The 23,139-nt window shown below is 68.2% G+C and carries 16 protein-coding genes; 8 read left to right on the top strand and 8 right to left on the bottom strand.

Going from position 1 to position 23,139, the window contains the following annotated elements; translation table 11 throughout:
- The first annotated feature begins 22 nt into the window (after positions 1–22).
- The 4 genes from LBW94_RS21630 to LBW94_RS21615 are packed head-to-tail and all read left to right on the top strand — an operon-like array spanning position 23 to position 13,071.
- The gene (locus tag LBW94_RS21630) at positions 23–3,913 is read left to right on the top strand and encodes an AAA family ATPase (RefSeq protein ID WP_225052782.1); all 3,891 of its coding nucleotides are present in this window, start codon (positions 23–25) and stop codon (positions 3,911–3,913) included.
- Positions 3,903–7,535 (top strand): AAA domain-containing protein, encoded by a 3,633-nt coding sequence (locus tag LBW94_RS21625; RefSeq protein ID WP_225052780.1) that lies wholly within the window; start codon positions 3,903–3,905, stop codon positions 7,533–7,535. The genes LBW94_RS21630 and LBW94_RS21625 overlap by 11 nt, the downstream gene beginning before the upstream one ends.
- Positions 7,532–10,726: a hypothetical protein gene (locus LBW94_RS21620; RefSeq protein ID WP_225052778.1), complete on the top strand. Its 3,195-nt coding sequence runs from the start codon at positions 7,532–7,534 to the stop codon at positions 10,724–10,726. The genes LBW94_RS21625 and LBW94_RS21620 overlap by 4 nt, the downstream gene beginning before the upstream one ends.
- Positions 10,723–13,071 (top strand): ATP-binding protein, encoded by a 2,349-nt coding sequence (locus LBW94_RS21615; RefSeq protein WP_225052777.1) that lies wholly within the window; start codon positions 10,723–10,725, stop codon positions 13,069–13,071. The genes LBW94_RS21620 and LBW94_RS21615 overlap by 4 nt, the downstream gene beginning before the upstream one ends.
- A gap of 18 nt (positions 13,072–13,089) precedes the next feature.
- On the opposite strand, the gene LBW94_RS21610 is transcribed toward LBW94_RS21615, so the two are convergent.
- A complete protein-coding gene (locus tag LBW94_RS21610) occupies positions 13,090–13,926 on the bottom strand; it encodes an MBL fold metallo-hydrolase (RefSeq protein ID WP_225052775.1) in 837 nt (278 codons plus the stop codon).
- Positions 13,927–14,124: 198 nt separating this feature from the next.
- Between LBW94_RS21610 and LBW94_RS21605 the strand changes: the two genes are divergently transcribed.
- A complete protein-coding gene (locus tag LBW94_RS21605; protein ID WP_225052774.1) occupies positions 14,125–14,889 on the top strand; it encodes a tyrosine-protein phosphatase in 765 nt (254 codons plus the stop codon).
- Between the two features lie 156 nt (positions 14,890–15,045).
- Here LBW94_RS21605 and LBW94_RS21600 read toward each other — a convergent pair whose 3' ends face one another.
- The 4 genes from LBW94_RS21600 to LBW94_RS21585 are packed head-to-tail and all read right to left on the bottom strand — an operon-like array spanning position 15,046 to position 18,673.
- The gene (locus LBW94_RS21600) at positions 15,046–16,437 is read right to left on the bottom strand and encodes a phosphotransferase family protein (RefSeq protein WP_225052773.1); all 1,392 of its coding nucleotides are present in this window, start codon (positions 16,435–16,437) and stop codon (positions 15,046–15,048) included.
- Positions 16,428–17,606: an acyl-CoA dehydrogenase family protein gene (locus LBW94_RS21595; protein ID WP_225052771.1), complete on the bottom strand. Its 1,179-nt coding sequence runs from the start codon at positions 17,604–17,606 to the stop codon at positions 16,428–16,430. The genes LBW94_RS21600 and LBW94_RS21595 overlap by 10 nt, the downstream gene beginning before the upstream one ends.
- On the bottom strand, positions 17,603–17,986 hold the full coding sequence (locus LBW94_RS21590) for a nuclear transport factor 2 family protein (protein ID WP_225052770.1): 384 nt from the start codon (positions 17,984–17,986) through the stop codon (positions 17,603–17,605). The genes LBW94_RS21595 and LBW94_RS21590 overlap by 4 nt, the downstream gene beginning before the upstream one ends.
- Before the next feature lie 42 nt (positions 17,987–18,028).
- Entirely contained in the window at positions 18,029–18,673 is a 645-nt protein-coding gene (locus LBW94_RS21585; protein WP_225052768.1) for a TetR/AcrR family transcriptional regulator, read from the bottom strand.
- Positions 18,674–18,764: 91 nt separating this feature from the next.
- Here LBW94_RS21585 and LBW94_RS21580 point away from each other — a divergent pair, with 91 nt between their 5' ends.
- Together LBW94_RS21580 and LBW94_RS21575 are read left to right on the top strand one after the other, a co-directional pair.
- Positions 18,765–19,331: a VOC family protein gene (locus tag LBW94_RS21580; protein ID WP_225053251.1), complete on the top strand. Its 567-nt coding sequence runs from the start codon at positions 18,765–18,767 to the stop codon at positions 19,329–19,331.
- A 38-nt stretch (positions 19,332–19,369) separates the two neighbouring features.
- On the top strand, positions 19,370–20,008 hold the full coding sequence (locus LBW94_RS21575) for a carboxymuconolactone decarboxylase family protein (protein WP_225052766.1): 639 nt from the start codon (positions 19,370–19,372) through the stop codon (positions 20,006–20,008).
- A 55-nt stretch (positions 20,009–20,063) separates the two neighbouring features.
- Here the strand turns inward: LBW94_RS21575 and LBW94_RS21570 are convergent, their stop codons facing one another.
- From LBW94_RS21570 to LBW94_RS21560, 3 genes are all read right to left on the bottom strand, one after another.
- Complete coding sequence (locus LBW94_RS21570) at positions 20,064–20,876, bottom strand: mycofactocin-coupled SDR family oxidoreductase (protein ID WP_225052764.1); 813 nt, start codon at positions 20,874–20,876, stop codon at positions 20,064–20,066.
- A 79-nt stretch (positions 20,877–20,955) separates the two neighbouring features.
- A complete protein-coding gene (locus LBW94_RS21565; RefSeq protein WP_225052762.1) occupies positions 20,956–21,534 on the bottom strand; it encodes a TetR/AcrR family transcriptional regulator in 579 nt (192 codons plus the stop codon).
- Positions 21,531–22,238, bottom strand: a complete 708-nt coding sequence (locus tag LBW94_RS21560; protein ID WP_225052760.1) for an SDR family oxidoreductase — start codon at positions 22,236–22,238, stop codon at positions 21,531–21,533. Before LBW94_RS21560 ends, LBW94_RS21565 begins: the two co-directional genes overlap by 4 nt.
- A gap of 131 nt (positions 22,239–22,369) precedes the next feature.
- Between LBW94_RS21560 and LBW94_RS21555 the strand changes: the two genes are divergently transcribed.
- Entirely contained in the window at positions 22,370–23,092 is a 723-nt protein-coding gene (locus tag LBW94_RS21555; protein ID WP_225052759.1) for an endonuclease/exonuclease/phosphatase family protein, read from the top strand.
- The last annotated feature ends 47 nt before the right edge of the window (positions 23,093–23,139 follow it).

Here is a 23,139-nt window from a genome sequence, read left to right as displayed (position 1 = left end):
CGAGCCCGCAGCGGACGGGATCGTGACATTCGATATCGTGCCGGTCGCCATCACCGGCTACCGGCCCGACCGCGACAATTGGCGACAGTTGCCCGAGGCAGAGTCGGAAGTGCGCCGGATCGGCGCGATCTTCGAGCAATTGGGCGGGCGATTCCTGGCATGGGAGACCGACCCCGGCCAACGCGACCTGGGACAGGTGACGGCCCGGCTGCACGAATGGGCGGGATCGAATCGGGGCCGCAATTCCGTCCTGCTCTGGGTCGGTCACGGAGTATCCGACGACACTGCCGGGCTCATCGTTCCGGTCGGCGACGTGAACCATCCGATGCGACCGGAGGAATTCGCCGCGCGAATCATCGACAGGCAACGCCGCCGGGCGGAGGGGCAATGGGCAATCATCGTGGTCGAAGCCTGTGGCGCCGAACGGTTCGTGTCGTTGGTCGGGGCGATCTTGTTGCGGGAGAGGGCATCCGACGGTGTGCTGATCGTCGGTAGCGGTGCGGACCAGGGCAGCGGGTATCTCGGAACCTTCCATGCCGCGCTGTCTCGCGTGTATGCCGGTTATACCGGCAACGACACTCGGATCACCCTCGCGGATCTGGGCAACCGGCTCGCCGGCGCGCTCCCGCAGGGACATGTGTTCCCGGTGCCCGATCGCATCATCGCCTCGGCCGTGCTCGTCCCGCCTCGCGGCCCGATGGCATCGGTCACCACGTCCGTCGATGTCTATCGGGAGTTGCGCGACGTCCTCGCCAAACTGTCCGACGAAGAGCGAATCCACTTCGCGGGCAAGGGAATGGGCCTGCATCTCGGTGAGCTCGGCTGGTATTTCGTGGGCCGGGAGACCGAGCGCGCCGCCGTCATCGGCCGACTCGCCGATCGCAACCACGGTCTGCTGGTGCTGACGGGTCCGCGCGGGACCGGGAAGTCCGCCATTCTCGGCAACGTGCTGCTGCATGCCCGCCCGGAGATCCGCGCGATTCTGGCCGGAGCGGGTCTGGTCGACGATGGTTCCGCCGACGCGCCACCGCCGATCGATCTGGCCCTGCTCCTGACCGGGGCGACTCTGCCGGAGGTCACCGGCCGGATCGCCGAACTGGCCGGCATCGAACTGCGCGGCGGTGTGACGGCGGGCGAGAGCGCCACGGAATTGGCGCGGCAGTTGCGCTCTCGTGCCGGTCGGCCACTGGTCGTGCTGGCCGACGGCCTGGACGAGGCACGTGACCCGATGCCGATGGCAGGCCTGTTTCGTGAGCTGAGCTCGATCGAGGGGGTGACGATCGTCGTCGGTACCCGCCCCGCACCGATCGGGCCGGACGGCGACACGTTCACCGAGGACGAGACGTTGCTGGCCGAACTCGGCCGACGAGCCGACCATGTGACGATCCAGTGGGTCGGCCGCGATCCGAGCGCCATCGCCACCTATGTGTCCCGGCGGTTGCGCGCTGCGGACGGGCTACGGGCGCGTCTGGGCGATCAACTCGACGATGCGATCGCGGTCGTGATCGCGGCGTTGGGAGACACCGGCGGCCGGGAATTCCTGGATGCCCATCTGGCGGTGCACGAACTGATCGCGGATGAGACATTGTTGCTGCCGCTGCACCGCGGCCGACTCGACCGGGTGCTGAGGATGAGCACCGAGGAGTTGTTCGCGCACGCGCTGTCCCGGATGATTCGCGCGCTTCCGGTCAGCCGGGCCGTTCTTGGTGTGCTCGCGCACGCGAGGGGCCGCGGGGTGCCCCGAGCCGACGGACTGTGGGTGGACCTGGCGGGCGTCCTGGCCGGCCACGCGGTATCCGAGCAAGACCTGGACGGCGTGTTGCAGCTGGCCGGACCATACATCATGCTGGACGCAGCGGACGAGCAGAGCGTCTATCGGTTCGCACACCGGGAGTTGTTGCGGCAGTACATGATCGAGCCGGGTCATGCCGAACTGGCCGCATCACTGGCCCGGCGGCTGCTGGGGATCGCCGGCGAGGCCGCCGATCCCGGCCCGTACCTGCGCAGTCATCTGTCCGGCCATCTGGCCGATCTGGGTTCGGAGGGCTGGCAGGCGCTGGAGGGGCAGCCCACCGTCTTGGACCGGCTGGATATCTCGGCGCTCGTCTCCGACGGCATGCGGTCACCTGGTGGTCCGGCACGATTGCCTTCCGCGATTCGCGGGGCCTTCATGTCCGCGCACCTGGCGTCGGTCGCGTGCCCGGCGGACCGGCCCGGACTGCGGCAGCTCGGGCAGGCGCAGGTCGACGGTTTCCGGTCCGGATCGGCGGGTGGCGATGATGCCGAAGGGGGAGCGTGGGAACTGCGCTGGGCACGAGTGCGGCGACGCACGCCTCAAGTGATTCTGGCAGGGCATGCGGGCGCGGTCCGGGCGTTGACCGGTTACGCCGGGTTCGGTAACCGATTGCTGTTGGCCAGCGCCGGTGACGATTGTGCGATCCGGCTCTGGGATCCGGTTGCCGCACAGGCGGTTCGATCCGATCTCGCCCGGTTCACCGATCCGATTCTTGCGCTGGCCGAATTGCCGCAGTCCGACCGGACCGTGCGGCTGGTCGCGGTCGGCAGCAACGATCCGGTGCGAATGATCGATCCCCGCGGCCGGGCGTCGGAGGTGGTGTTACCGGACCGAGGCGGCACCGACCGCGGCGTCGCGGTGCTGCCCGGAACGAGCGAAGCGCGAGTGGTCCTGGTGGGAGTGCGAGAACTGTCCGTCTGGAACAGCGACGGCAGCTGCGTCCGCAGCGCCCCGCACCGGCACGCCGGTTGGGTCGAGGCGATCACCGTCGTCGCGGGCCGGGCCGGGCCGCTGATCGTGACCGCCGGCCCCGACGGGCAGATCCGTTCCTGGAACCCCGATCTTGCACCGCTGGTGAGCTGGCGCACCACGCCGGTGCGGGCAATCGCGGTGCTGTGTCGGGACGGTGCGCCGGACCTGGTGGCCACCGGTGGCGACGACGGGGTGATCCGATGCTGGGATCCGGTGGACGGCCGTCGGGTCGGACCGCAGTTCACCGGTCATACCGAAGCGGTGACGGCACTGGCCGCACACTCGTTGCCCAGCGGCGGCGTACTGCTGGTGAGCGGCAGCGCGGACAAGATCGTTCGGGCCTGGTGGTGGTTCGAGGACGCCGCCGAGGCGGTGGACGCGGCAGACGTCTGCGCACACCAGGTCCTTATCGGTCACACCGGCGCGGTCACCGCGGTGACGGTATTCGCCGGGGACAATGACGAGATCCGGCTGGCGAGCGGTGCGCGAGACGGCACCGTGCGACTGTGGACGCCGCAACGCGACGGCGGCGGGCGTGCGGAGGGTGACATCCCTCCGGGGGGTCCGGTGTCCGTGCTGACCGCAATGGTCGCCGCCGACCGGACGCCGATCCTCGTGGTCGGCATGCGCGACGGTACGGTGCACCGTTGGAAAGCGGAATCCGGTGAAATAGTCACCACTACAACACTTTCGGACGATTCGATGGCGTCGGTGGGTCGCAGCCGGGGACGGCGCGGGCAGCGCCGGGCGTCGATTCGCGCGGCACTGGAGTTCACCGATGCGGACGGCCGGACTGTGGTGGTGGAGGCAGGCCAGGACGGCGCGGTCCGGTTGTACGCGGACACTGGGCGGCGGTGCGGTGGTCCGTTGACCGGCCATTCCGACTGGGCCACCGCACTGGCGGTGGCGGTCGACCCGAGCGGGCGTCGCATCCTGCTGACCGGTGACGATAATGCCGTGCGGTTGTGGTGCGCCGGAAAATTGTTGCCGGCGTTGATGATTCCGCTCGGCATGCGAGTTCGCTCGATAGTGCAGGTCGGTGGCGACATCGCCGTGAGCACCGACGAGGGTGTGCTCGTGCTGCGACCACGGTGGGACCTGATCGGACCGGAGTGGCGGGGAGAAAGGTGGTCGGGTGACCGATAATCTTGTCGAGGAATACGGCGATCGAATAGATCAGCTGTTCTGTCGGCGCAATGCACCGTTCGGCGGATACAGCCGGATCGGCGCACCGACGATCGTGGTGCCGGACCTGCTCTTCCGGGCGACCCTCCAACAGGCCGGTGACGGCCACGAGTCCGATCGCTATGAATTGACCGTATTCGAGGGCATCGATGGCTTCGCCGGTGAACTGTGGCAGCGGTCGGCCAAATCCATGCTGCGCTTGCGCGCCCTGAACCATCCGGGTTTGCCCGAAATCGTTCGAGCGCAACCCCGTCACGCCGACCGGATCGCCTTCACATTGACGAGGGAGGTCGGGCCGCCACTGGATATCGAGCAAGCGGTAGCGAAGGCTACCGAGGAGCCGATCTGGGCGTTCGAGCAATTCAGCATTCTGCTCGATGCGCTCAAGGAGTTGCATGTCCGCCGCATTCTCCATCGCGGTCTGGTGCCGGACGCGTTTCGCGCCGACTTCGGCGACGATATGGGCCGTACCGTAGGAATTCGTCTGGCTCGGTTCGAGATGAGTACGCTGATCAGCAATATCATGCGCCGGGTCAGCGGCGATGCCACCGATGCGCGCCGCATCATCCGCCGTCTCCATCTCGCGGCCACAGACGATTCCGATACGGTCGCGGATCGGATGCGTCACGCGAGGCATATGGCGTACCTGGCGCCGGAGATGCATGCGTTCGTCTTCGACGAGCAGCTCCGCAGCCGCCGCGACTGGCAGAGCACCGATACCTTCGGTCTCGGCGTATTGGGCTGGGAACTGTTCTGCGGCGGACTCGGCGCGACGCTGCCCGACGAACTGGCCGCGGTGGCGGCCGCGACGGGTGCGGACCGCGTCGCCGCATTGACCGAATTGCACCTGGCGATGCGACGGAGTCTGAAGAATCGGCAGTCCCTGCCCGAGCCGCTGCGCGAGATGCTCGGCAGCATGCTCGGCGCCGAGCCGGACGAGCGGCCCACCACCTTCGAACTGTCGGTGGGGATCGAACAGGGCTGGGACGCGATCCGCGCGATCTGGGAAAAGCCTCCGGAAAAGCCGTATCTGGTGGCGTTCATGCCCGACGAGTCCACCGATACGATCTACAACACCCGGGGCTGGATATCGCGGAATCCGCGTGAGGCCGAAGGCCGGGAGGAGTTGCGGGAGTTTTTCGCCCGTGAGCTGAAGGGCGCGTTTCTGTTGCATTCACCCACCGGTGCGCGCGGTTATGTCACCGGTAACCGCACGGCTGCCCTCGCCGATGCCGAATGGGTGCTCATCGGTGAGCGGGGCGTGTGGTTCTGCGCCTATCTACGGGAACTCGGGGTCAACGGTCCCGGTAGGAGATTCGACAACGTACTGGTGATCAAGTTCGTCCGGAGCAAGGAGGAGGCGCAGCGGTTGGCCCGGATGCTGCCGCGGCGGCGAGTGCCGGATATCGAGCCGGTCTCCTTCCGCCCCGGACAGTCCGTGGACCATCTGCGAGTGGAACGCCCGCCCTGGACACCGCTCACCGAGTCGGTGCAGCAACGCAGGAACAAGGACGCCAAGAACGAAGCGTTCCTGCAGTCCATGGATTTTCTGCTGGATTATCAGCGCACCGAGTTGGCGGCGCATGCCTATCCGTTCGTCGGTGCCGGTGGCCGGGATGTTGTCGAGGTGACCTGGGACCGGAAACGGGAGGACGACTATCTGCTGCGACGGCCGTTGCTCAACGCGTACAGCCAGGACGTGAGTCGGCGGCCGTCGCTGGCCGATTTCGTGAACCAACTCGACGTGTCGGACGGCGACGCGGGTGGCGGGAACCGGATCCTGCTGGCTATCGACAGCAACCCCGATCGACCGTCGTTCTCGCCGGGCAACACGGTAATCGCCCAATTCGTCCAGAGCTTGGACCAGGACACGATTCGGTTGCGGCCGCTACATGGTGCATCGCTCCCGGCCGTGGGCTGGTTGCGGCCGAACTCGGACAGCGGAACCCCGGTTCAGCTGAGCAGGCAACTCAGCGCGCGCAGGCAACTCGAGGTGAACCCCAGCCTGGTGCGGGCACTGCGTGACCCGCCGCAGATCGATCTCGGACGGCATCGGTGGCAGGTGGAATCCGGTCCGCGGCTGTCGGGCAACGCACCCGCGGTGATCCGGGACATGCTGTCGCGGGAGGAGATCTACGCACTTCAGGGCCCACCCGGCTCGGGCAAGACCCATACGCTGGCCCACGCCGTGGATCTGTATCTGAAGGACGATCCGGGCAATCGAGTGCTGGTCAGCGCGCAATCGAATCAGGCGTTGGACAACATCGCCAAGAATCTGATCAAGACCTTGCCGGCCGATACCCTGATCCTGCGTGAGATGGCCCGCAACGGTGACCTCGACCGGGTGGATCCGCTGATCCAGCGGTACACCCTGCAGGAACAGACGAAGAATCTCGTGGCCGAGGTGTCCACCACCCTGCGGCGGCGCCTCAGCGGGCCGGATCACGACCGCGATCCGCTCAGCGATGTGGAGCACCGCATCCTCGTGCGCTGGTTGCAGATCGTCGAATCGAACCAGATCGAGATCACCGAGCGGCTGCGGGCCGCGGCCGCGATCGTGCTGGCGACCTGCTCGATCGCCGCCACCGTGCTGGACGACGCTCGCGACCCCAACAGCGCGTTCGACTGGGTGGTCCTGGAGGAGGCCGCGAAGGCATGGCCGACGGAGATCATCATTCCGTTGGTGCTCGGGACCAGATGGACGTTGGTGGGTGATCATCGGCAACTCGGCGCACATCGTGGTGAGGAGGTCGGCCGATTCCTCGAGGATCTCGAGCGCAGCAGCGACGAGCGGGTCTGGCCCTATCTGGATCTGAAAGACGATCACCTGCGGCTGCTCAATCTCTTTCGTTCGCTGTTCGAATCCGGCGCCGCCGAGGGCCGCAACACCGCGCTGGGACGGCTGGACACCCAGTTCCGGATGCACGACGACATAGTGCAGCCGATCGCCCGCGCCTTCTATCCCCTGCACGACCCGTCCCACCCGCAGGCACTGGACGAGCACGGGCTGCCGAGGAGTTTCCTGAAGACCCACGAGTCCGCGAATCGGCCACACGGAATGACGGTGCCGGGCTTCCTGCGCGGACATCCGCTGATCTGGCTGGACACCGAAGGCTGTGCCGACTGCACGGACACACCCTGGTGGTCCAACGACGGCGAGGTCGACCTGATCGAGCGATTGGTCAGCGCCATGGAACCGAAATCGGCCGGTCCCGGTGTCGAAGGCGACCGATCCCTGGTAGTGCTCACGCCGTACCGCGCACAGCTGGACAAATTGCAACAACGCGGGGTGCTGGCCCGCCGCGTCCACACGGTGCATTCGTTCCAAGGCGGGCAGGCGGACCGGGTGGTGGTTTCGCTCGTTCGTTCCACTCGGCGCGGTGACCATCCAGCGGGCAATGTCGGACATGTGGGTCAGGACGAGGTCGCGAACGTATTGCTCTCGCGCGCACAGCGTTTGCTGATAGTCGTGGGCAATCTCGGGCATTTCGAGCGGAATGCCGGACCCAAATGGTCGATCATCGCCGGGGCGGTACGGCAATACGGCCATGTCCAGAGCGCGACGAAGTGGGCTGCGCGATGACCGCTCCCGTCGAGCTGGGCCTACCCTGCCAGGTCGTCACGCTGACAGTGCGATTCGGCCGCCGCGGACAGCTGACGACCCTCGAGGATCTGGTCGCGCGCATCTGGTTGACCGGCCGCAATTCGCTGGCGGATATCGCCGGTTTCCTCGGGTTGCCCGTACCGATCGTCAAGGATGTCGCTATCGATATGTGGCACAAGGGTTTCATGACCTTCGATCTGGACAACGGCAGCGTGCACCTGACCGATGTCACGCGCGAGATCCTCAGCCGGGACGAGGCGCCCGACGAATCCGGCATGGACACGGCCACTATGGACTTCTTGTTCGAACCGATCACCGGCCGGGTACTGCGCCACGCACGTACCGCCGGTGAACGGAGCATACGGTTGCCCTCCCAGGCCGAGGTCACCGAATCCGACTTGGACCAGACCGAACTGGTACGAGCGGTACAGAACGCGCTTCGTGAGGACGAACGCCGCACCGGTCCCCGCACCGTACTGGAGGTGAGTTTCGGACATCCCATGCTCCGCGCCGCCAAATCGATGAAGTGGGCATCGATGCTCGTCACGGTCCAGCGCTACCCGCGCAGTGACCAGGTGACCGTGGCACCGGTCGATTTCTCCTGGAAGACTCGTGATACCCAGCGGCTCAACGCGTATCTCGGCCGGCTCGTCGACGAGTCGCCGGACCATCCGGTGCTCCGATCGCTGCGAGGACGTTCCGAATCCGTGCTACGACCGCCGGACCGGACGGAGGACCTGATCGAACGGTTGGGGGAGCGGGTCGCGGAACTGCGGTCGACCCCGCCGGAGCAGGTTGAGCTGCGCAGCGAGGAGTTGCGCCGGCTCGCGACACGGATCCACGAAAGGCTCGACGTCGATCGGACCGGGCACGCCACGGTCACCCTCGTCGGCCGCGACGAGGGGCATGCCTGGGCGGTCACGGATCTGATCGCGTCCGCGCGCACCCAATTGCTCATCGTGTCCCCGGAATCGGCGTTTCAGCAGGTGCGAGATGTGTTGCCGGCCTTGATCGAAGCGATCGACCGCGGTGTTCAACTGGTGGTCGTGTGGGGCCGCGCGCTGGACGACGAGTTGCCGGGCCCGGTCGGTACCGCCTTCGCGAAACTACGGGATCGATACCCGCAACGGGTGTTGATCGCCAGGCGCAGTGCTCGGACCGAGGCATGTCTCGTCGTGCAGGATGACAGCCGGGCTCTGGTCGGTTCCCATGCGGTGCTGTCGGGTCGAACACTCGGCAGAACCGCGGTGAGCGTCCTGGTCGAACCGGTCGACGAGAACCCGCCTCGCGCTGTCGTCGACCTGCTCTTGTGGGCGCGTCGGCAGTACCCGCACTGGCAGGAGGGCCAGCGAATCAAGTTGCATCGCGATCAGTTCGGGCGAGCCACCGTCGCCGGTCGCGGTCCAGCGCCACGGGAGGTAGCGCTGCCGGTCACGGTCGAGTCGATGGACGAGCCCGCTGTCCGGCTGTGGGCGCAGGGCTGGGTCGAGCACCATGCCGCACTCGTCGCTGCCCGGGCCCGCGCCGGCGCCCGAGGACCGGTTGTCGACGTGGTCACCGACGGTGAACATCGCACGTTGCTCGATCACTGTGTGCACGGTGCTCGTCGTCGGCTGATCATCACAGATGATCGGATCGATCCGGCGGTCGCCGATACCGACGCGGCCCGGACCATCAAGGAACGGCGTGGTAGCGGCGCCGCGGTGCTGGTCGTGCATCCACCGCTGCCGCGCGTCGGCGGTGACGGCGGGAACGAGTTCGTCACGCTGGACACCGGTCCTGACAAGGTCGCGGTCCGCCGTGAGGCCGGTGGCGCGCGGCTCGTAGTGTCCGACGATCAGTTGCTGATCGGCAGTTTCTCGTTGCTGGCGGGTGGTCACGGCCGGGGCGCCCGGCAGCGCAGTCACATCGGCCTGCATATTCGTAGCGAGGTGGTGGCGACCGAACTGGCGAGCCTGCTGCGTGCCGAACCGGCGCCGCCTGCCCGATCCGCGGACGGCGTGACCGAGTACCCACCCAGTGCGGAATACCGTTCGGCCGTCCCCGCAGCGCTGCCTCTGCTCTTCGCCGCTCGTGCCGCCTCGCCCGGTCGTCCGTTCGCTGAACAGGTGGTTCAGGGTCTCCGTGATATCGCTGATCCTTGGGCGGTTCTGGACGATTGGCGTCGGCAGCAGGTGTCGGCTGCCGAGTTGCGCACCGCTGTCGCCGCGCTGCTACGAGCCGATCGTCACCTCGGTTCGGAATCCGGCCGGAAATGGGCGGAATGGCTGATACACGACGCCTGGCAACGCCGGGCGTTCATGGCGGCGGCGGTGATCGGTGGCATGCTACCGGCGGCCGCCGATCTGCGGACGGTGTCGGTGCTTGCTGTGGCGCTCGAGACCGGGCCGGTGCACGTCGTCGTCGACGGTGCCCTCGAGCTGTCCGATGGCAGTGACCCGAGCGCGGCGGCCGCCGGTGCGGTCGCCGCCGCGGCCGAAATGTTGTTGTGGACAGACGAGGAGGGGAAGGAGGCACTCGAGCTGCTGTCCGAATCGTTGCCGCCCACGTGGCAGGAATTGGCTGATGCCGCAATTCGATTCGCGGGTACCGGTGTCGCTCTGCCGATCGCCGCGCTGGTCGGGGATCACCGAATGGAGCGTGACCGGTTGGCGTCGCGGGTACGGCGTGAGAAACTGGTCGCCGATATCGACAAGCTCAGAAGGCTGCGTGCGCGTTTCGATTTCGATACCGGGCAAGCGCTTTATGCCGCCCTTTTCGCCGCAGACGGTCTGCTCACGGTAATCGATCAGGCCTGTCGTGCCGGGACCGATCGGAACTCCGGTCTCGATGAACGATTGCCTATCGATGTCCGGACATATCTGGACGATCAGATCGCCGAGGCGAGAATGCCACCCATGCAATGGTATCGGCAACGTCGGTATCTCCGGTCGATCGAGGACATCGTGCGTTCGGCCCGGGTCGTCGCCGGCGAGCGGATCGATGGCAGCCGATTGCTCGTCGATCGCAGCGTGCACGCCGCATGCACCGCGCTCGGTGGCAGTCTGGCCGAAGCGTGGGATCGGCTGTACATCGAAGCGAAGTCCGTACAGCAACCTTACGACCAGCCGCTGCTCGCCATGTTGGAACGGCTGACCCCACTGTTGATGTGGGCACGGGAGCAGTCGTGACCGAACTGCCCGAGGATCTGTTGCGCAACTGGCCCGGACGTTTCCGGTTCGCCGAGTTGGTCGTACGGCTCATCCAGGAAAGGCTCGGCGACCCGGTTGCGGCCGTGCTCGACGGGATGATCGCCGACCGGACGGAGCAGGAGGTGCTGGCCGAGCTGATCGAGGCCGGTCACTACGCGGCGGCGGCACACATGCTCGACCGGTGCGACGTGCTGTCCGAGGAGGACATCGCACGAGCGCACGATCTCCTGGAACGTAGCCGCGCCCGGAGCAGACAGATATTCGCCGATCAACTGAGGCAGCTCGAGGAACTGGCTGATCGCGCCGGTCTCGATGTCGGGACGAATGATGCGGAGTTGGCGGATGGTTTCGATCGCTCGTGGCCGACGGTCGAGCGCCGACTGAACGAACTCCGCGATGAGCTGATCGACCGGATCGACGATCGCGCCGACGGCCTCCGGACTCGTGCCGCCGCAACGCAATTGGCGGACCCCGCGAGGGCCCAGTTCGAATCCCTGGTGCGCGACAACCGCCTGCGCGCCGCCGACAACCTGTTGCGGCGCGGCTCACTGGGCACCTCCGTTCCGGAGACGGTGCCGAGGGCGCCGCAATGGTCGTGGCCCGGGGTTTCCGCGGAGGAGGTGTTGCAGTGGCATCTGAGTCCGAATTCGGCTCGGCCGCCGGAATTCACGCGATGGGAACCGGTCGACGACACCGGTCGGCAGCTGCTCGACGCCTGGGCGGCTCTCGGAGTCGGCGGCGAATCCGCCGCACGCAGATTCACCGCGGCGCTGGACACCTTTCTGGGGCCCGCTCCGGATCATGTCGAAGTCCATCCGGTCGAGGGCGGATACCTCGGCAAGTTGGAGAATCTGTTCGATGACGACCGTATCGGCCGATTTCGCCCGGCCGGCGGCACCGACCTCTTCATCGTCGATCCCACCACGGTCATACCGCCGCGCGAATTTCCCGGTGTACAGCGATTCATCGCGGTGGGGCCGACGATTCGGGAGTGCGACGGTTCGGGTCGCGGTGATCGCGCGGCGCTCACCCTCCGCGATGTTCTCCGCCTTGTCACCCTCGCGTCCGGTCGGCAGGTGTCGTTGCTGCGCATGGTCGGCAAACAGTGGCCTCTGTCCGCATTCGGCTGCGGCTCGCCGACGGATCTGGCGCAGCGGCTCGGTCCACCGGGAGCGGACCGGCTCCAGCATCTGTGCTGGCTGGCCGACCTGCTGGGTGTCGGCGGCTCGGCGGCCGCCGACGAACTGGTTTTCCAGGGTGACGACGCCAGAGTGCTGCACGTTTTCCTGGAGTACTTGACCAGGACAACCACTTTCGACTGGAGAGGTCTGAATCGCTGGCGTGAGGACAAACGGCTCGCCGGGTCGGTCGAGGCCGCCGTCCTGTATCCGATCGAGACCGCCCCCTTCGCCCTGGCGGCCTTCTGGGCCGCGTTGGGGACGGCGCCACCGGGCACCACGGTGACGTCGAGCGAACTGGTCCGGACGGTAGCGCTGTACGGACTGGACTGGGATCGTGAGCTCCGGGACGGTCTGGACCGATTGTCGCGGCACTGGTTCGTCGCCGCCGCGTCGGAGGGCGAGGTCACCCTTCGCCACTGTGGCACCCTGATCGGCCTGAGCGACCTGGTGGAAGCCCGACTGAACGGCCTGGTCCAGCGTGTCGCGGATGCGGTGGCGAACGATCCGGTCGTGTCCTCGCCGACGGCTTGGACTGCCTATCGTTGTGCACTCGATCCGCAGTGGCCCGCTTATCACGCGTTATACCGGCAAGACCCACATGCGGATTCGGTGACCGAGGCCCGGCGGCGGCTCACCGGTCCGCCGGAGGATCCGGTCGCCGCGGCCGCAGGCATCGCCGGCACCGGTGATCTCGCCGCGATCGCTGGTGAGTTGAGCACCGCGTTCGGTATGCAATTCCCGGACATCGAACTGACCGTCGAAGCACCGCCGGAGTTGCGAACGGAACTCGGTGACCGAATCGTCTACGTGCTGTTGTACGAACTGCTCACCAATGCGGCGGAGGCATTGCCGACCGGTGGTGCGGTGGTGCTGACGATGGCCGTCTCCGATGGCGATGTCCTGATCGATGTCCGGGACACCGGCCCCGGTGTAGCCGCCGAGGTGGCGGGACACCGGATGTTCCGCAGAGGGATATCGACCCGAGGCGTCGGCCGCGGACGGGGTCTGTGGGTCGCGAAACAACTTGTGAGACCGTACGATGACTGCGATATCCAACTGGTGTCGGCCCGCGGCGGCCATCCGGTCCATCGAGGAGCGTATTTCCGGGTGGTGCTGCCGTTCAGTCCCGGTGGGATGCCGTAGCGCAGTGCACCCGCCCCGTCACTTGCCGGCCGGCACCACGGTGAACCGCATCCCGGGTTCGCCGACGTGGACCGGTCCGGCGAATTCCGCGACGGCGTCGGTGCGGCGGGACTGCTTCCAGTCCGCGTCCGGGGTGGTGAAATGGGTGAGCACCACCGAATGCGCACCGGCTGCCGCCGCGGCCCGCCCGGCCTCGGTCGCGGACAGGTGGCCGTGGCCGGTCCGATCCGGTTGTGCCAGTGTGGCTTCCGCGAGGAAGATGTCGGCGTCGCGGGCCAGGGTCAGCAGGTCGTCGGTCCGGCCGGTGTCGCCGGTGTAGGCGATGCTGCCGGAGGGGCTGTCGATCCGCACTCCGCAATTCGGTTCGCTGTGCACCATCGGGATCAGTCGTACGGTGGCGTCGCCGACGGAATATGTATCGCCCGGCTCGTATTCGACGACCTCGTAGGCCAGTTCGAAGGCTCGATCGAGGTGCGGCATCGACCTGACGGGGAACAGTGCCGCGAGACGGTCCAGTGTCGCGCGGGCGCCGGCGGGGACCAGCAGGGTGGTCCGTTTCGGCGCGGCCTCGCCGTGGAAATCGCCGGAACCGTCGGTGTCCGCGGGGCGGGTCCGGCTGTGGAACTGCATGATCTGTTTCCCGATCGGCAGTACGTCGTAGCAGTGATCCGAATGCATATGACTGATCACGACGGCATCCAGTTCGCCGGCGTGAATATATCGGGTCAGCGCGAGGGCGATGCCCGGACCGCAATCCAGCAGAATCCTGGCGCGCTCGGTCTCGACCAGATAACCGGAGCTGGCGGCGCCGTCCGCGGGCATGGCCGCGCGATTTCCGACGATTGTCAACTGCATTCGTCATGCCTTTCCGGACATCGGATTCGCCGCAGCCTAGCCTGGACCGGGGCGGATCCGGCCTGCGGAAAGCTATTTCCGATCCGGCCATGGGATTTCGTGATGACCGTTCGAGTTCACCCGGAGTCGGCCCGGAATTCAGCGGCCGCAACCGGGGTATTACGTATCGTCTACTCTCGATCGAATGAAGGAGATGTCGTGACGGAGCGGGCGCCCCTGGCCGGGGCGAGTGGAATGGTCAATGCACGGGACCTGGGTGGACTGCGCACCGAGGACGGGCGGCAGGTGCGCGCGGGCCGGGTGGTCCGGTCGGACAGCCCGACCGAACTCGATCCGGCCGGCTTGGCCTACCTGCTGGACGAGTACGGCCTGCGGACCGTCGTGGACCTGCGGGGCGCCACGGAGGCCACTCTCGACGGCCGTGGCGAGCTGGGCGACCGGGTGGCCCACTATCACAACCTGCCGGTGCTGGGCCCGGATCGGCGGCGGCTGGACCTGACCGCCCCCACCGCCGAGGGCAGCATGTTGCACCGCTACCTGGAGTACCTGGACGAGAGCCCCGGCGTGATCGTCGAGGCGCTGACCGCATTGGCGGCGCCCGAGGGCACCCCGGCGCTGGTGCACTGCGCGGCCGGTAAGGACCGCACCGGCGTGGTGATCGCCCTGCTGCTCGGCGTCGTCGGTGTCCGCGAGGAGGACATCGTCGCCGACTACGCGGCGACCGGGCCGAATGTCGCCGCGGTCCGCGCCCGCGTCGGCCGCGCCCGTTCGGCCCAGGCGGCCGCCACCACCGTCGCCGACCTCCCCGACTGGGTCTTCGCGGCCGACGCCGCCACCATGCGGCAGTTCCTGGACCACCTCTCGGCCGAGCACGGCGGGGCCGTCGCCTGGGCGACCGCGGCGGGCCTGGATCCGGCCGTGCAGCAGCACCTTTCGGAGACATTGCTGGAACCGGCCTCCTGAGCAAGGTCCGGCGCGGCGGGACCTGCTAGGTGATCGCCTGGCCGTGGAACGGGCCTGCGCGAATCGCGCAGGGCGTCACGATGTTCGGCGTCGAGTGCCGCCGCAACGACGGCACCCGACGCTGTTTCCCGGCGGCCGGGCCGGTGGAGGGCCCGATCAGGATCGGCGCAGCCGCCGGGGGTCGGTGACGCCCAGCCGGGCGAGGACCGCGGCGGTGGCGGCGCGCCGCACACCGGGGTCGGTGGGGGACAGGGATCCGGTGCGCAGCTGATCCGCCAGTGCCGCTTCGGATTCGCAGCCCAGCGCGGCCAGTAGGTCCCGCACGTGTGCGGTGGCGGCGTCGCCCGCGCGGACTTCGCGGCCCGCGACGCCGAGCAGGTTGCCGCAGATGCGCAGCAGGTACCGCTGGCGCGCGGCGTCGGCGCCGAGCGCCGGGCCGATCTCCTCGGTCAGGGTCTCCGCCACCAGGTCGAGGATCTCGGTGAGGTCGGGGCGGTCGTGGACGGCCGGTGCGGGCGGGGCCGCGGCGGGCAGCGATATCGACTCGTCCAGCAGGCCGAGTACCAGCAGCAGATCGTATTCCGATTCGCAGACCCGGCGGCCGATCGCCGCCAGTTCCAACGAGCGCTCCTGCCCGCCGAGGTGGCGTTCGGCCTGGAACCTGCTCAGCACCAGCCATTTCAGCGTGCCGAACGCCTCCCACCACAGCAGTTCCGCCGCGCCGGGCCGTATTCCGGCGGTCTGCTCGTAGCCGTCGAGCAGCGCCGCCCGCTCGCCGATGCCGCCCACCGGGGCCGGGGCGCCGAACCGCCAGGCGCGCACGCACAACCAGCCCAGATCCTCGATCGGATTGCCGCGGTGGGCAAGTTCCCAGTCCAGGACCGCGCGCACCCCGGACGGCTCGACGAGGAAGTTGCCCAGTCGGAAATCACCGTGCACCAGGGCATTCGGGCGGGCGACGGGGGCGTGCTCGCGCAGCCACCGCAGCCCCATCTCGACGACCGGGCGCGGCTCGGCCAGATCGCGGTAGATCTGTTCCAGCGCCGCCAGCGGATCACCGTCGTCGAGCATGTCCAGAGTGTCCAGCGGAGTTCGATGGATCAGCCCGAGCACCCGGCCGAGTTCCCTTGCCAGCCCAGGCCGTAGCCGCTCGAACTCCGGATCCCGTTGCAGTTTGCGGGGAATGGACTCGCCGCTCACCAATTCCATCAGCAGATACGGGGATTCGATCCCGGGTGCGGTGTCGCCGTTGCCGAGCACCGCGGGGACGGGCACCCCCGCCGCGGCGGCCGCTCGCAGGCAGGCCGCCTCGGCCCGCATCCGGTCCGCGTCGCCGTGCCCCGGCGGGTCGCGGCGCAGGACGGCGCGGCGGGTGGCGCCGGTGTCGTCGCGCGCCGTGACGGCGTAGACCTGCCGGCTCGCGCCGCCGGTCAACTGCCGTGCCTCGACGTCGGTGAGGAGGCAGCCCAGGGCCTCGCCCAGCACCGCGCGCAGGCCGTCGGCCAGCGACACCGCCTGGGCCGCCGGGGATTCCGGCGTCACCGCCACGGCGCCGCCTCCGGGCTCCGCAGCAACCGGCGCGCGGTCGACATCCGGTGCACCTCGTCGGGCCCGTCGTAGATGCGGGCATACCGCGCCTGCCGGTACATCCGCTCCAGCGGGGTGTCGGCGGTGAGGCCCAGCGCGCCGTGCACCTGGATGGCGCGGTCGATCACGTTGTGCAGCATCCGCGCACCCCAGAACTTGATCAGCCCGACCCGGACCCGGAAGTCCTCCCCGGCGTCCATCGCGCGGGCGGCGTCGAGGGTCATCAGCCGGGCGGCGTGGATCTCGGCCGCGGATTCGGCGATGTACCGGTGGATCTCGCCCTTCTCCGCGAGCAGCGAGCCGTGCGCGTACCGGGTGTTGGCCCGCTCGCACATCAGCTCGTAGGCCCGCTGGGCCTGCCCGAGCCAGCGCATGCAGTGGAAGATCCGGCCCGCGCCCAGCCGATCCTGCGCCACCGCGAAGCCGCGGCCGCGCTCGCCCAGCAGATTGCCCGCCGGGACCCGGACATCGGTGAGCCGGACCTCGTAGTGGTCGCTGGGATCGTGCCCCATGGTGGGAATGGAGCGCACGATCTCGAAGCCGGGGGTGTCGGTCGGCACGATGATCGCGCTGATCGCGGAATGCCGTGGCGCGGAATCGGGTTCGGTGCGAGCGAAGACCGTGCAGTAACCCGCCTGTGCCACGCCTGTGGTGAACCACTTGTGCCCGTTGATGATCCAGGTGTCGTCCACCAGCTCGGCGCGGGTGGCGACCAGGGTGGGATCGGAACCCGCCACCTCCGGCTCGGTCATCCCGACCGACGGCAGGGTGTCACCGGCGACGATGGGCGGGATCCAGCGGCGGCGCTGCTCCTCGGTGCCGTGCTTGTACAGCATCAGGGTGTCCTGCATGGACACCGAGCCGACGGCCAGCTGGCCGAACTCCGATCGGCCGATGATCTCGTTGAGGTAGACGAAGTCGAGGAACGGCACCCCGCCGCCGCCGACCTCCACCGGATGGCCCAGCGCCCAGAGGCCGAGTTCCCGGGCCCGGGCCCGCAGCCCGTCGAGCGCGGCGGAATCCTCGGTGGCCAGGGCGGATTCGGCCGGGATGACCTCCTCGTCGATGAAAGTCCGCATCCGTGCGGACAATTCGGCGATATCGCCGGTCGCCCGGCCGATCGCGGTCATCGGCGCGCCCCGGCCGGCACGTCGCGCAGCGGCTGGGTGGCAGCCGAGTCCACGTACTCCTCGATGCGCTCGATGTGCCCGTCGCGCACCCGCACGAACAGGCAGGCCGCCACCTCCAGCGGCCCGTATCCGGGCAGCGAGCCGCGCAGCACGTGCTGCTGGGCGAAGCCGTCGGGCAGGATGTGACGCCGGATGTCCTCGTAGCGAAGGTTTTCCACGGTCCGTTGCAGCCAGCCGAGCACCTTCAGGTTCTCGGTGACGGTCTCCTCGGTGCCCTTGTCGTTGTGCCAGATCCGGGCATCCGGTGCGTACAGTTCCGTGAGTGTCGCCTTGTCGCCGGCGCTGACGGCGGCGAAGAAGCGATCGGCCAATTCGTTCATACGAGGCGGACCTCCTGCGGGGTAGTGATTGTCAGGAGCTGATCACCGGGTGCGGTGCGCGGGCGGTAGCAGCCCGAGCGCGCCGACGGACATCTGATCGAGGGTGTCCAGCAGGGCGTCCTCGTCGGCATCCTCGCCCTGGATCAGCCAGAGATACAACGTGTGGTCGACCATCGCGGCCATGGCGCGCGCGGCTAGTTCGGGATCGAGTTCCGGGCGGACCAGGCCCTCGCTCTGCCAGCGCGCGATGGCCTGCGCGGTGCGGTCGATGATGACGCGGCGGTGTTCGTGCCGCAGCCGCCGGAATTCCTCGTTGAAGGTCGCGACCTGTTCGACGATGGCCAGCAATTTGGCATTGCGCCGATATGCCGCGTAATAGGCGCGATTGGCGGCGACGAGCCGTTCCGCCGGCGTCGATCCGGTACCGGCCGGGTCGCGGCGGTGCATCTCCTCGAACAGCCGGGTGCTCAGCTCGCCGAACACGTCCTCCTTCGACTCGAAATAGCGATAGAAGGTGCCGTAGGAGACGCCGGCCTCGGTGGAGATCAGTTCCACCCGGGCATCGAGAAATCCGACCGTCTCGAACACCTTCTGTGCGGCATCGAGCAGTGCGTCCCGGGTCTTGCGGCCGCGCGGTGTCAGCGTGTCGACCGCCATGGGGGCGCTGTTGACAGATGACTTCGGCATGGATCAGACTATTCCGTAACATGACATGACTGTCAAGTCATCTTTAGGTGAGCAGCGGGCGGCCGGTCCGAGGCCGGCGGAAGGGACGATCATGAGCCGATCCAACCAGAAATACGAATTACAGGGAATCAATCACCTGGCGCTGGTCTGTTCCGACATGCGGCGCACCATCGACTTCTATTCCGGCGTGCTCGGCATGCCGCTGGTGAAGACCATCCAGTTGCCCGGCGATCTGGGCCAGCATTTCTTCTTCGATTGCGGCGGCGGCAACACCATCGCATTCTTCTGGCTCGCCGACTCGCCGGATGCCAGCCCCGGGCTCGCCGCGCCGAAGGGCCTGCCCGACGAGGGGGAGCTGGCCAGCGCGGTGGGCTCGATGAACCATGTGGCCTTCGCGGTCCCGGCGGAGCGGTTCGACGAGTACTACGCCGCGGTCCGGGCCGAGGGCATCAAGGTCAGCCGCATCCTGAACCACGACGACAGCCGCGCGGGCGTCTCGGCGCAGGTCCATCCCGGAACCTTCGTGCGCTCCTTCTATTTCCAGGACCCGGACGGCATCGTGCTCGAATTCGCCTGCTGGACGCGCACATTCACCGAGGCCGACGTGTCGCACGAGCCGAAGACCGCCGCCGACCGCCGGGTGCCGTCCGGTCGCTGAGCCGCCCGAAATTCGCACCACCCGAAAGGAATTCACCCATGCCCCGTTTGCGCGAAGTACCCCGTGCCGAAGTCACCGACGAGCGGATCCTGTTCTTCTACGACCGGTTGTTCGGCCCGGACAAGGATCCCGCGGTCGACCACGGCACCATCCACGCCACCCCCGGCGACTGGTGGACCGTGTTCGCCCAGTCGCCGGCGGTGTTCCGGCACGCGGTGAGGGGATTCTCCCTGTATCGCAATGCCAGCCTGGATCCGGCGCTGCGGGAATTGGGGCAGTGCCGGGCCGGATATGCCCGGGGCAGTCAGTTCGTCTTCTCCCAGCATTCCAAGCAGATGCGTTCCCTGGGCGTCGCCGAGGAGAAGATCGCGGCCATTCCGCACTGGCAGGTGAGCGACGCGTACTCCGAACTCGAGCGGGCGGTGCTGGCCTACACCGACGGCCTGGTGTACGACGGCGGCCGGGTGCCCGACGAGGTTTTCGCGGTACTGCGCGCGCAGCTCACCGATCCGGAAATCCTGGAACTCACCTACATCACCTGCATGTACGACATGCACGCCACCATGTGCCGCGCGCTGCGGCTGGAATTCGACGACCGCCCGGAATTGATCGAGGAATTCCGGGTGCCCGAGGGTGTCGAGGTGCGCGACCTGTCCGCGGATCTGTCCGGCGAGTGAAAAAGGCCGCCGCCGCACCGATTTTCCGGTGCGGCGGCGGGCTGTCGCGCGGCGATCAGAAGTACTGCGCGCCACCGTCGATGCTCAGGTGCTCCGCGGTGATGAAGCGCGACTCGTCCGAGGCGAGGAAGGCGACCACCGCGGAGATCTCCTCCGGCTCGGCGGCCCACTGCGGCACGAACGGGGTGCCCATGTTCGCCAGCGGCGGGTTGGTCGCGCTCGCCCGTTCCAGCGCACCCTGCATGTCCCCGGATCCCATCGGGGTGTTCACCCCGCCGGGGTGGATGCTGTTGACCCGGATGTGATGGCGGCCGAGTTCGGCGGCGAAGGCCCGGGTCATCCCGGTCACGGCATGCTTGCTGGTGGTGTAGTGCACCATGAACGGCTGCACCTTCTTACCGGCGTACGAGCTGATCAGGACCACCGAGCCGCCGCCGCGGTTGATCAGGTGCTGCGCCGACACCATCACCGTGTTCCAGACGCCGGTGACGTTGATGTCCATGTGGTCGCGGAAGATCTCCGGGGTGGAATTATCCCAGGTGGTCGGCACGCAGATGCCCGCGTTGGCGACCACCACGTCCAGACCGCCGAGGTCCGCCACCGCGGAGTCGACCAGGGCGCGCATCCCCTCGAGGTCGCGCACGTCGCCCTGCTTCGCGATGATCTTGCGGCCCTCGGCCTCGACCAGGCGCACCGTCTCGGCGAGGTCCTCGGGGGTGGGGGAGTCGTAGGGCACGTTCGGCAACGGCCCGGCAAGGTCGATGCCGACGATGTCGGCGCCCTCGTGAGCCAGTCGCACGGCATGCGCCCGGCCCTGTCCGCGGGCGATACCGGTGATGAAGGCGACCTTGCCGTCCAGTCTTCCCATGACGTGTCCTATCCCGTTCTCGAGCAGTGAGAAACTTACTTCTCTCAAGTAACAATATAGTTACCGAGTAATCGGTCTGCTACGGCCGATCGCCGGATGATCCGGTGCCGAACAACACAGTCAGCACCGCTTGCATGATCTCCGGATCGTCGGTCCGGTCGCGGTCGAGCAGCCATTGCTGCTGCATCCCGTCCAGCAGGGCCAGCACGGCGACCCCGGCCGCGTGCGGGGTGAGGCCGGAGGGCAGCCGCTCGCCCCAGCGTTCGGTGAAACTGTCCGTCATCTCCGCGAGCACCTGCCGGTAGTGCTCCCGGAAGTGCTCGCGCGCGGGATGGCTCGTGACCGCGCTCTCGGCCATCAGCACGCTGTACGCCTGCGCGAACTCCGCGTGCTCGCGATTGTGGGCGACCACCGCGGCCATTTGCGCGGGCACGTCCGGCTGCAAGCGGTGCGGCGGCAGTTCCCCGCGTCCGAGTTCGGCGGTGCGTTCCAGGATCGCGGCCAGCAACTGCTGCTTGCCCGGAAAGTAGTGCAGTACCCCCTGCCTGGTGAGCCCGATGCTGCGGGCGATGGCGTCCAGGGAGGTGCCGCGGTAGCCGCGCTCGGCGATCATGTCGAGCGCGACCCGCAGGATCTCCTCCCGCCGCCCGGCGCTCACGGCAGGGGCGCCGGGTGATAGCGGACGGTCGGCTGCCCGGGGCGGACCACCAGTTCCGTACCCGGCTCGCCGGACCGCAGCACCCGCTCGATCTCCGTGGCCACCGTGTCGGCGGTCAGCATCGGGATACCCGCCGCCCGGAACCGGTCGCGCGCGCCCTCGGTCAGCGGGGTGTCGACCAGTCCGGGGCAGACCGCGGCGAGCCGGATGCCCTCTTTCGCCAGCGTGCCCGAGAACGCCCGGACCAGGCCGATCACGGCATGTTTGGTCATCGTATAGATGGGGTCCTGCGGCACGCCCTGCAAGGCGGCCAGCGACGCCGTCACCACGATCGAGCCGCCGCCGTGGCGGCGCATCACAGGCAGCGCCGCGCGCAGACCCCACACCACCGCGTCCTGATTGACCCCGACCACCGCGCGGTATCGGCCGAGATCCAGGGTGGCGGGATCCTTGTCGACCGAATTCATCCCGGCATTGAGCACCAGCAGGTCCAGCCGGTCGCCCGCGGCCGCCACCGCCCGCTGCGACAGCGCCGGATCGGTGAGATCGCCGACGACGGCCTCGCCGCCGATCTCCGCCGCGACCGCCGCCACCCGCGGATCGCGATCCACCACCACGCAGCGCACGCCCGCGCCGGCCAGCCGGCGTGCCACCGCAGCGCCGATCCCACCGGCGGCCCCGGTGATCACCGCAGTTTCGGCCATTGCCACTCCTTCGTTCCGGCAACCCGGGACGACTCTACCTACCTACAGGTAGGTAGGTAAACCGGCGGCCGGCCAGGGCATCGAGTGCGGTTGACCGGCAGCGTGTTCCGGCGCGAGCGGTCCATTACCGTATGGACGTGATCACCGTCGCCACCTGGAACGTCCTGCATCGTGTGCATGCCGAGAACTGGTACGAGGAGGTCGGCGACCGGTGGCCGGACGAACACGCCCGGATCGCGGCGGTGACGCGGTGGGTGGCCGGGCGTACGGAACAGGTCGTCGCCTTGCAGGAGGTCAGCGGTGATCAGCTCGCGGCGCTGCGCGCGGCGGTGCCGCACCGGGCCGTGCACGCGCTGCGCTACCCCCGAGTGCCGCGATCGCGGCGGATCGCCACCGCGCTGCGGGATCGGGACGAACACCTGGTGGTGCTCGCCGATCCCGGCAGCCGGCTGATCACCGCGACCGCCTTCGCCGACGACCCGGGCAAGGGGGTGGTGGTGGTCCGCACCGGCGATCTGACGGTGGTGGCCACTCACGTCACCGGCGACGCCCGCCGCGGCGGACAGCTCGCCCGGCTGGCCGAATTGGCCACGGCCGCAACCGGTCCCACGGTCGTCCTGGGTGACTTCAACGCCGATCGCGACACGGTGGCGGCCGGGCTCGGTCCCCGCTTCGCGGTCGCCGCGCTACCCGGCAGCGTCCCGACCCGGCCCCGCACCTCCGGCGCGAAATCCCAGTTCATCGACCATGTGGTGACCGCCGGTGCCACCGCCACCGCGGTCGCCGTCGAGGACCTGCACGGCGTCTCCGACCACAATCCGGTGCGGGCGACGGTGGTACCGACTCCGGGCTGACTCGCCGGTCCAGGTGTGGGCATCGGTGGCGCCGGTCCTGGGCCGAC

Source organism: Nocardia sp. alder85J, from assembly GCF_020176955.2.
GTDB lineage: Bacteria > Actinomycetota > Actinomycetes > Mycobacteriales > Mycobacteriaceae > Nocardia.
The sequence above is the reverse complement of the archived record's forward strand: the minus strand, read 5'-3'. Positions and strand labels throughout refer to the sequence as shown.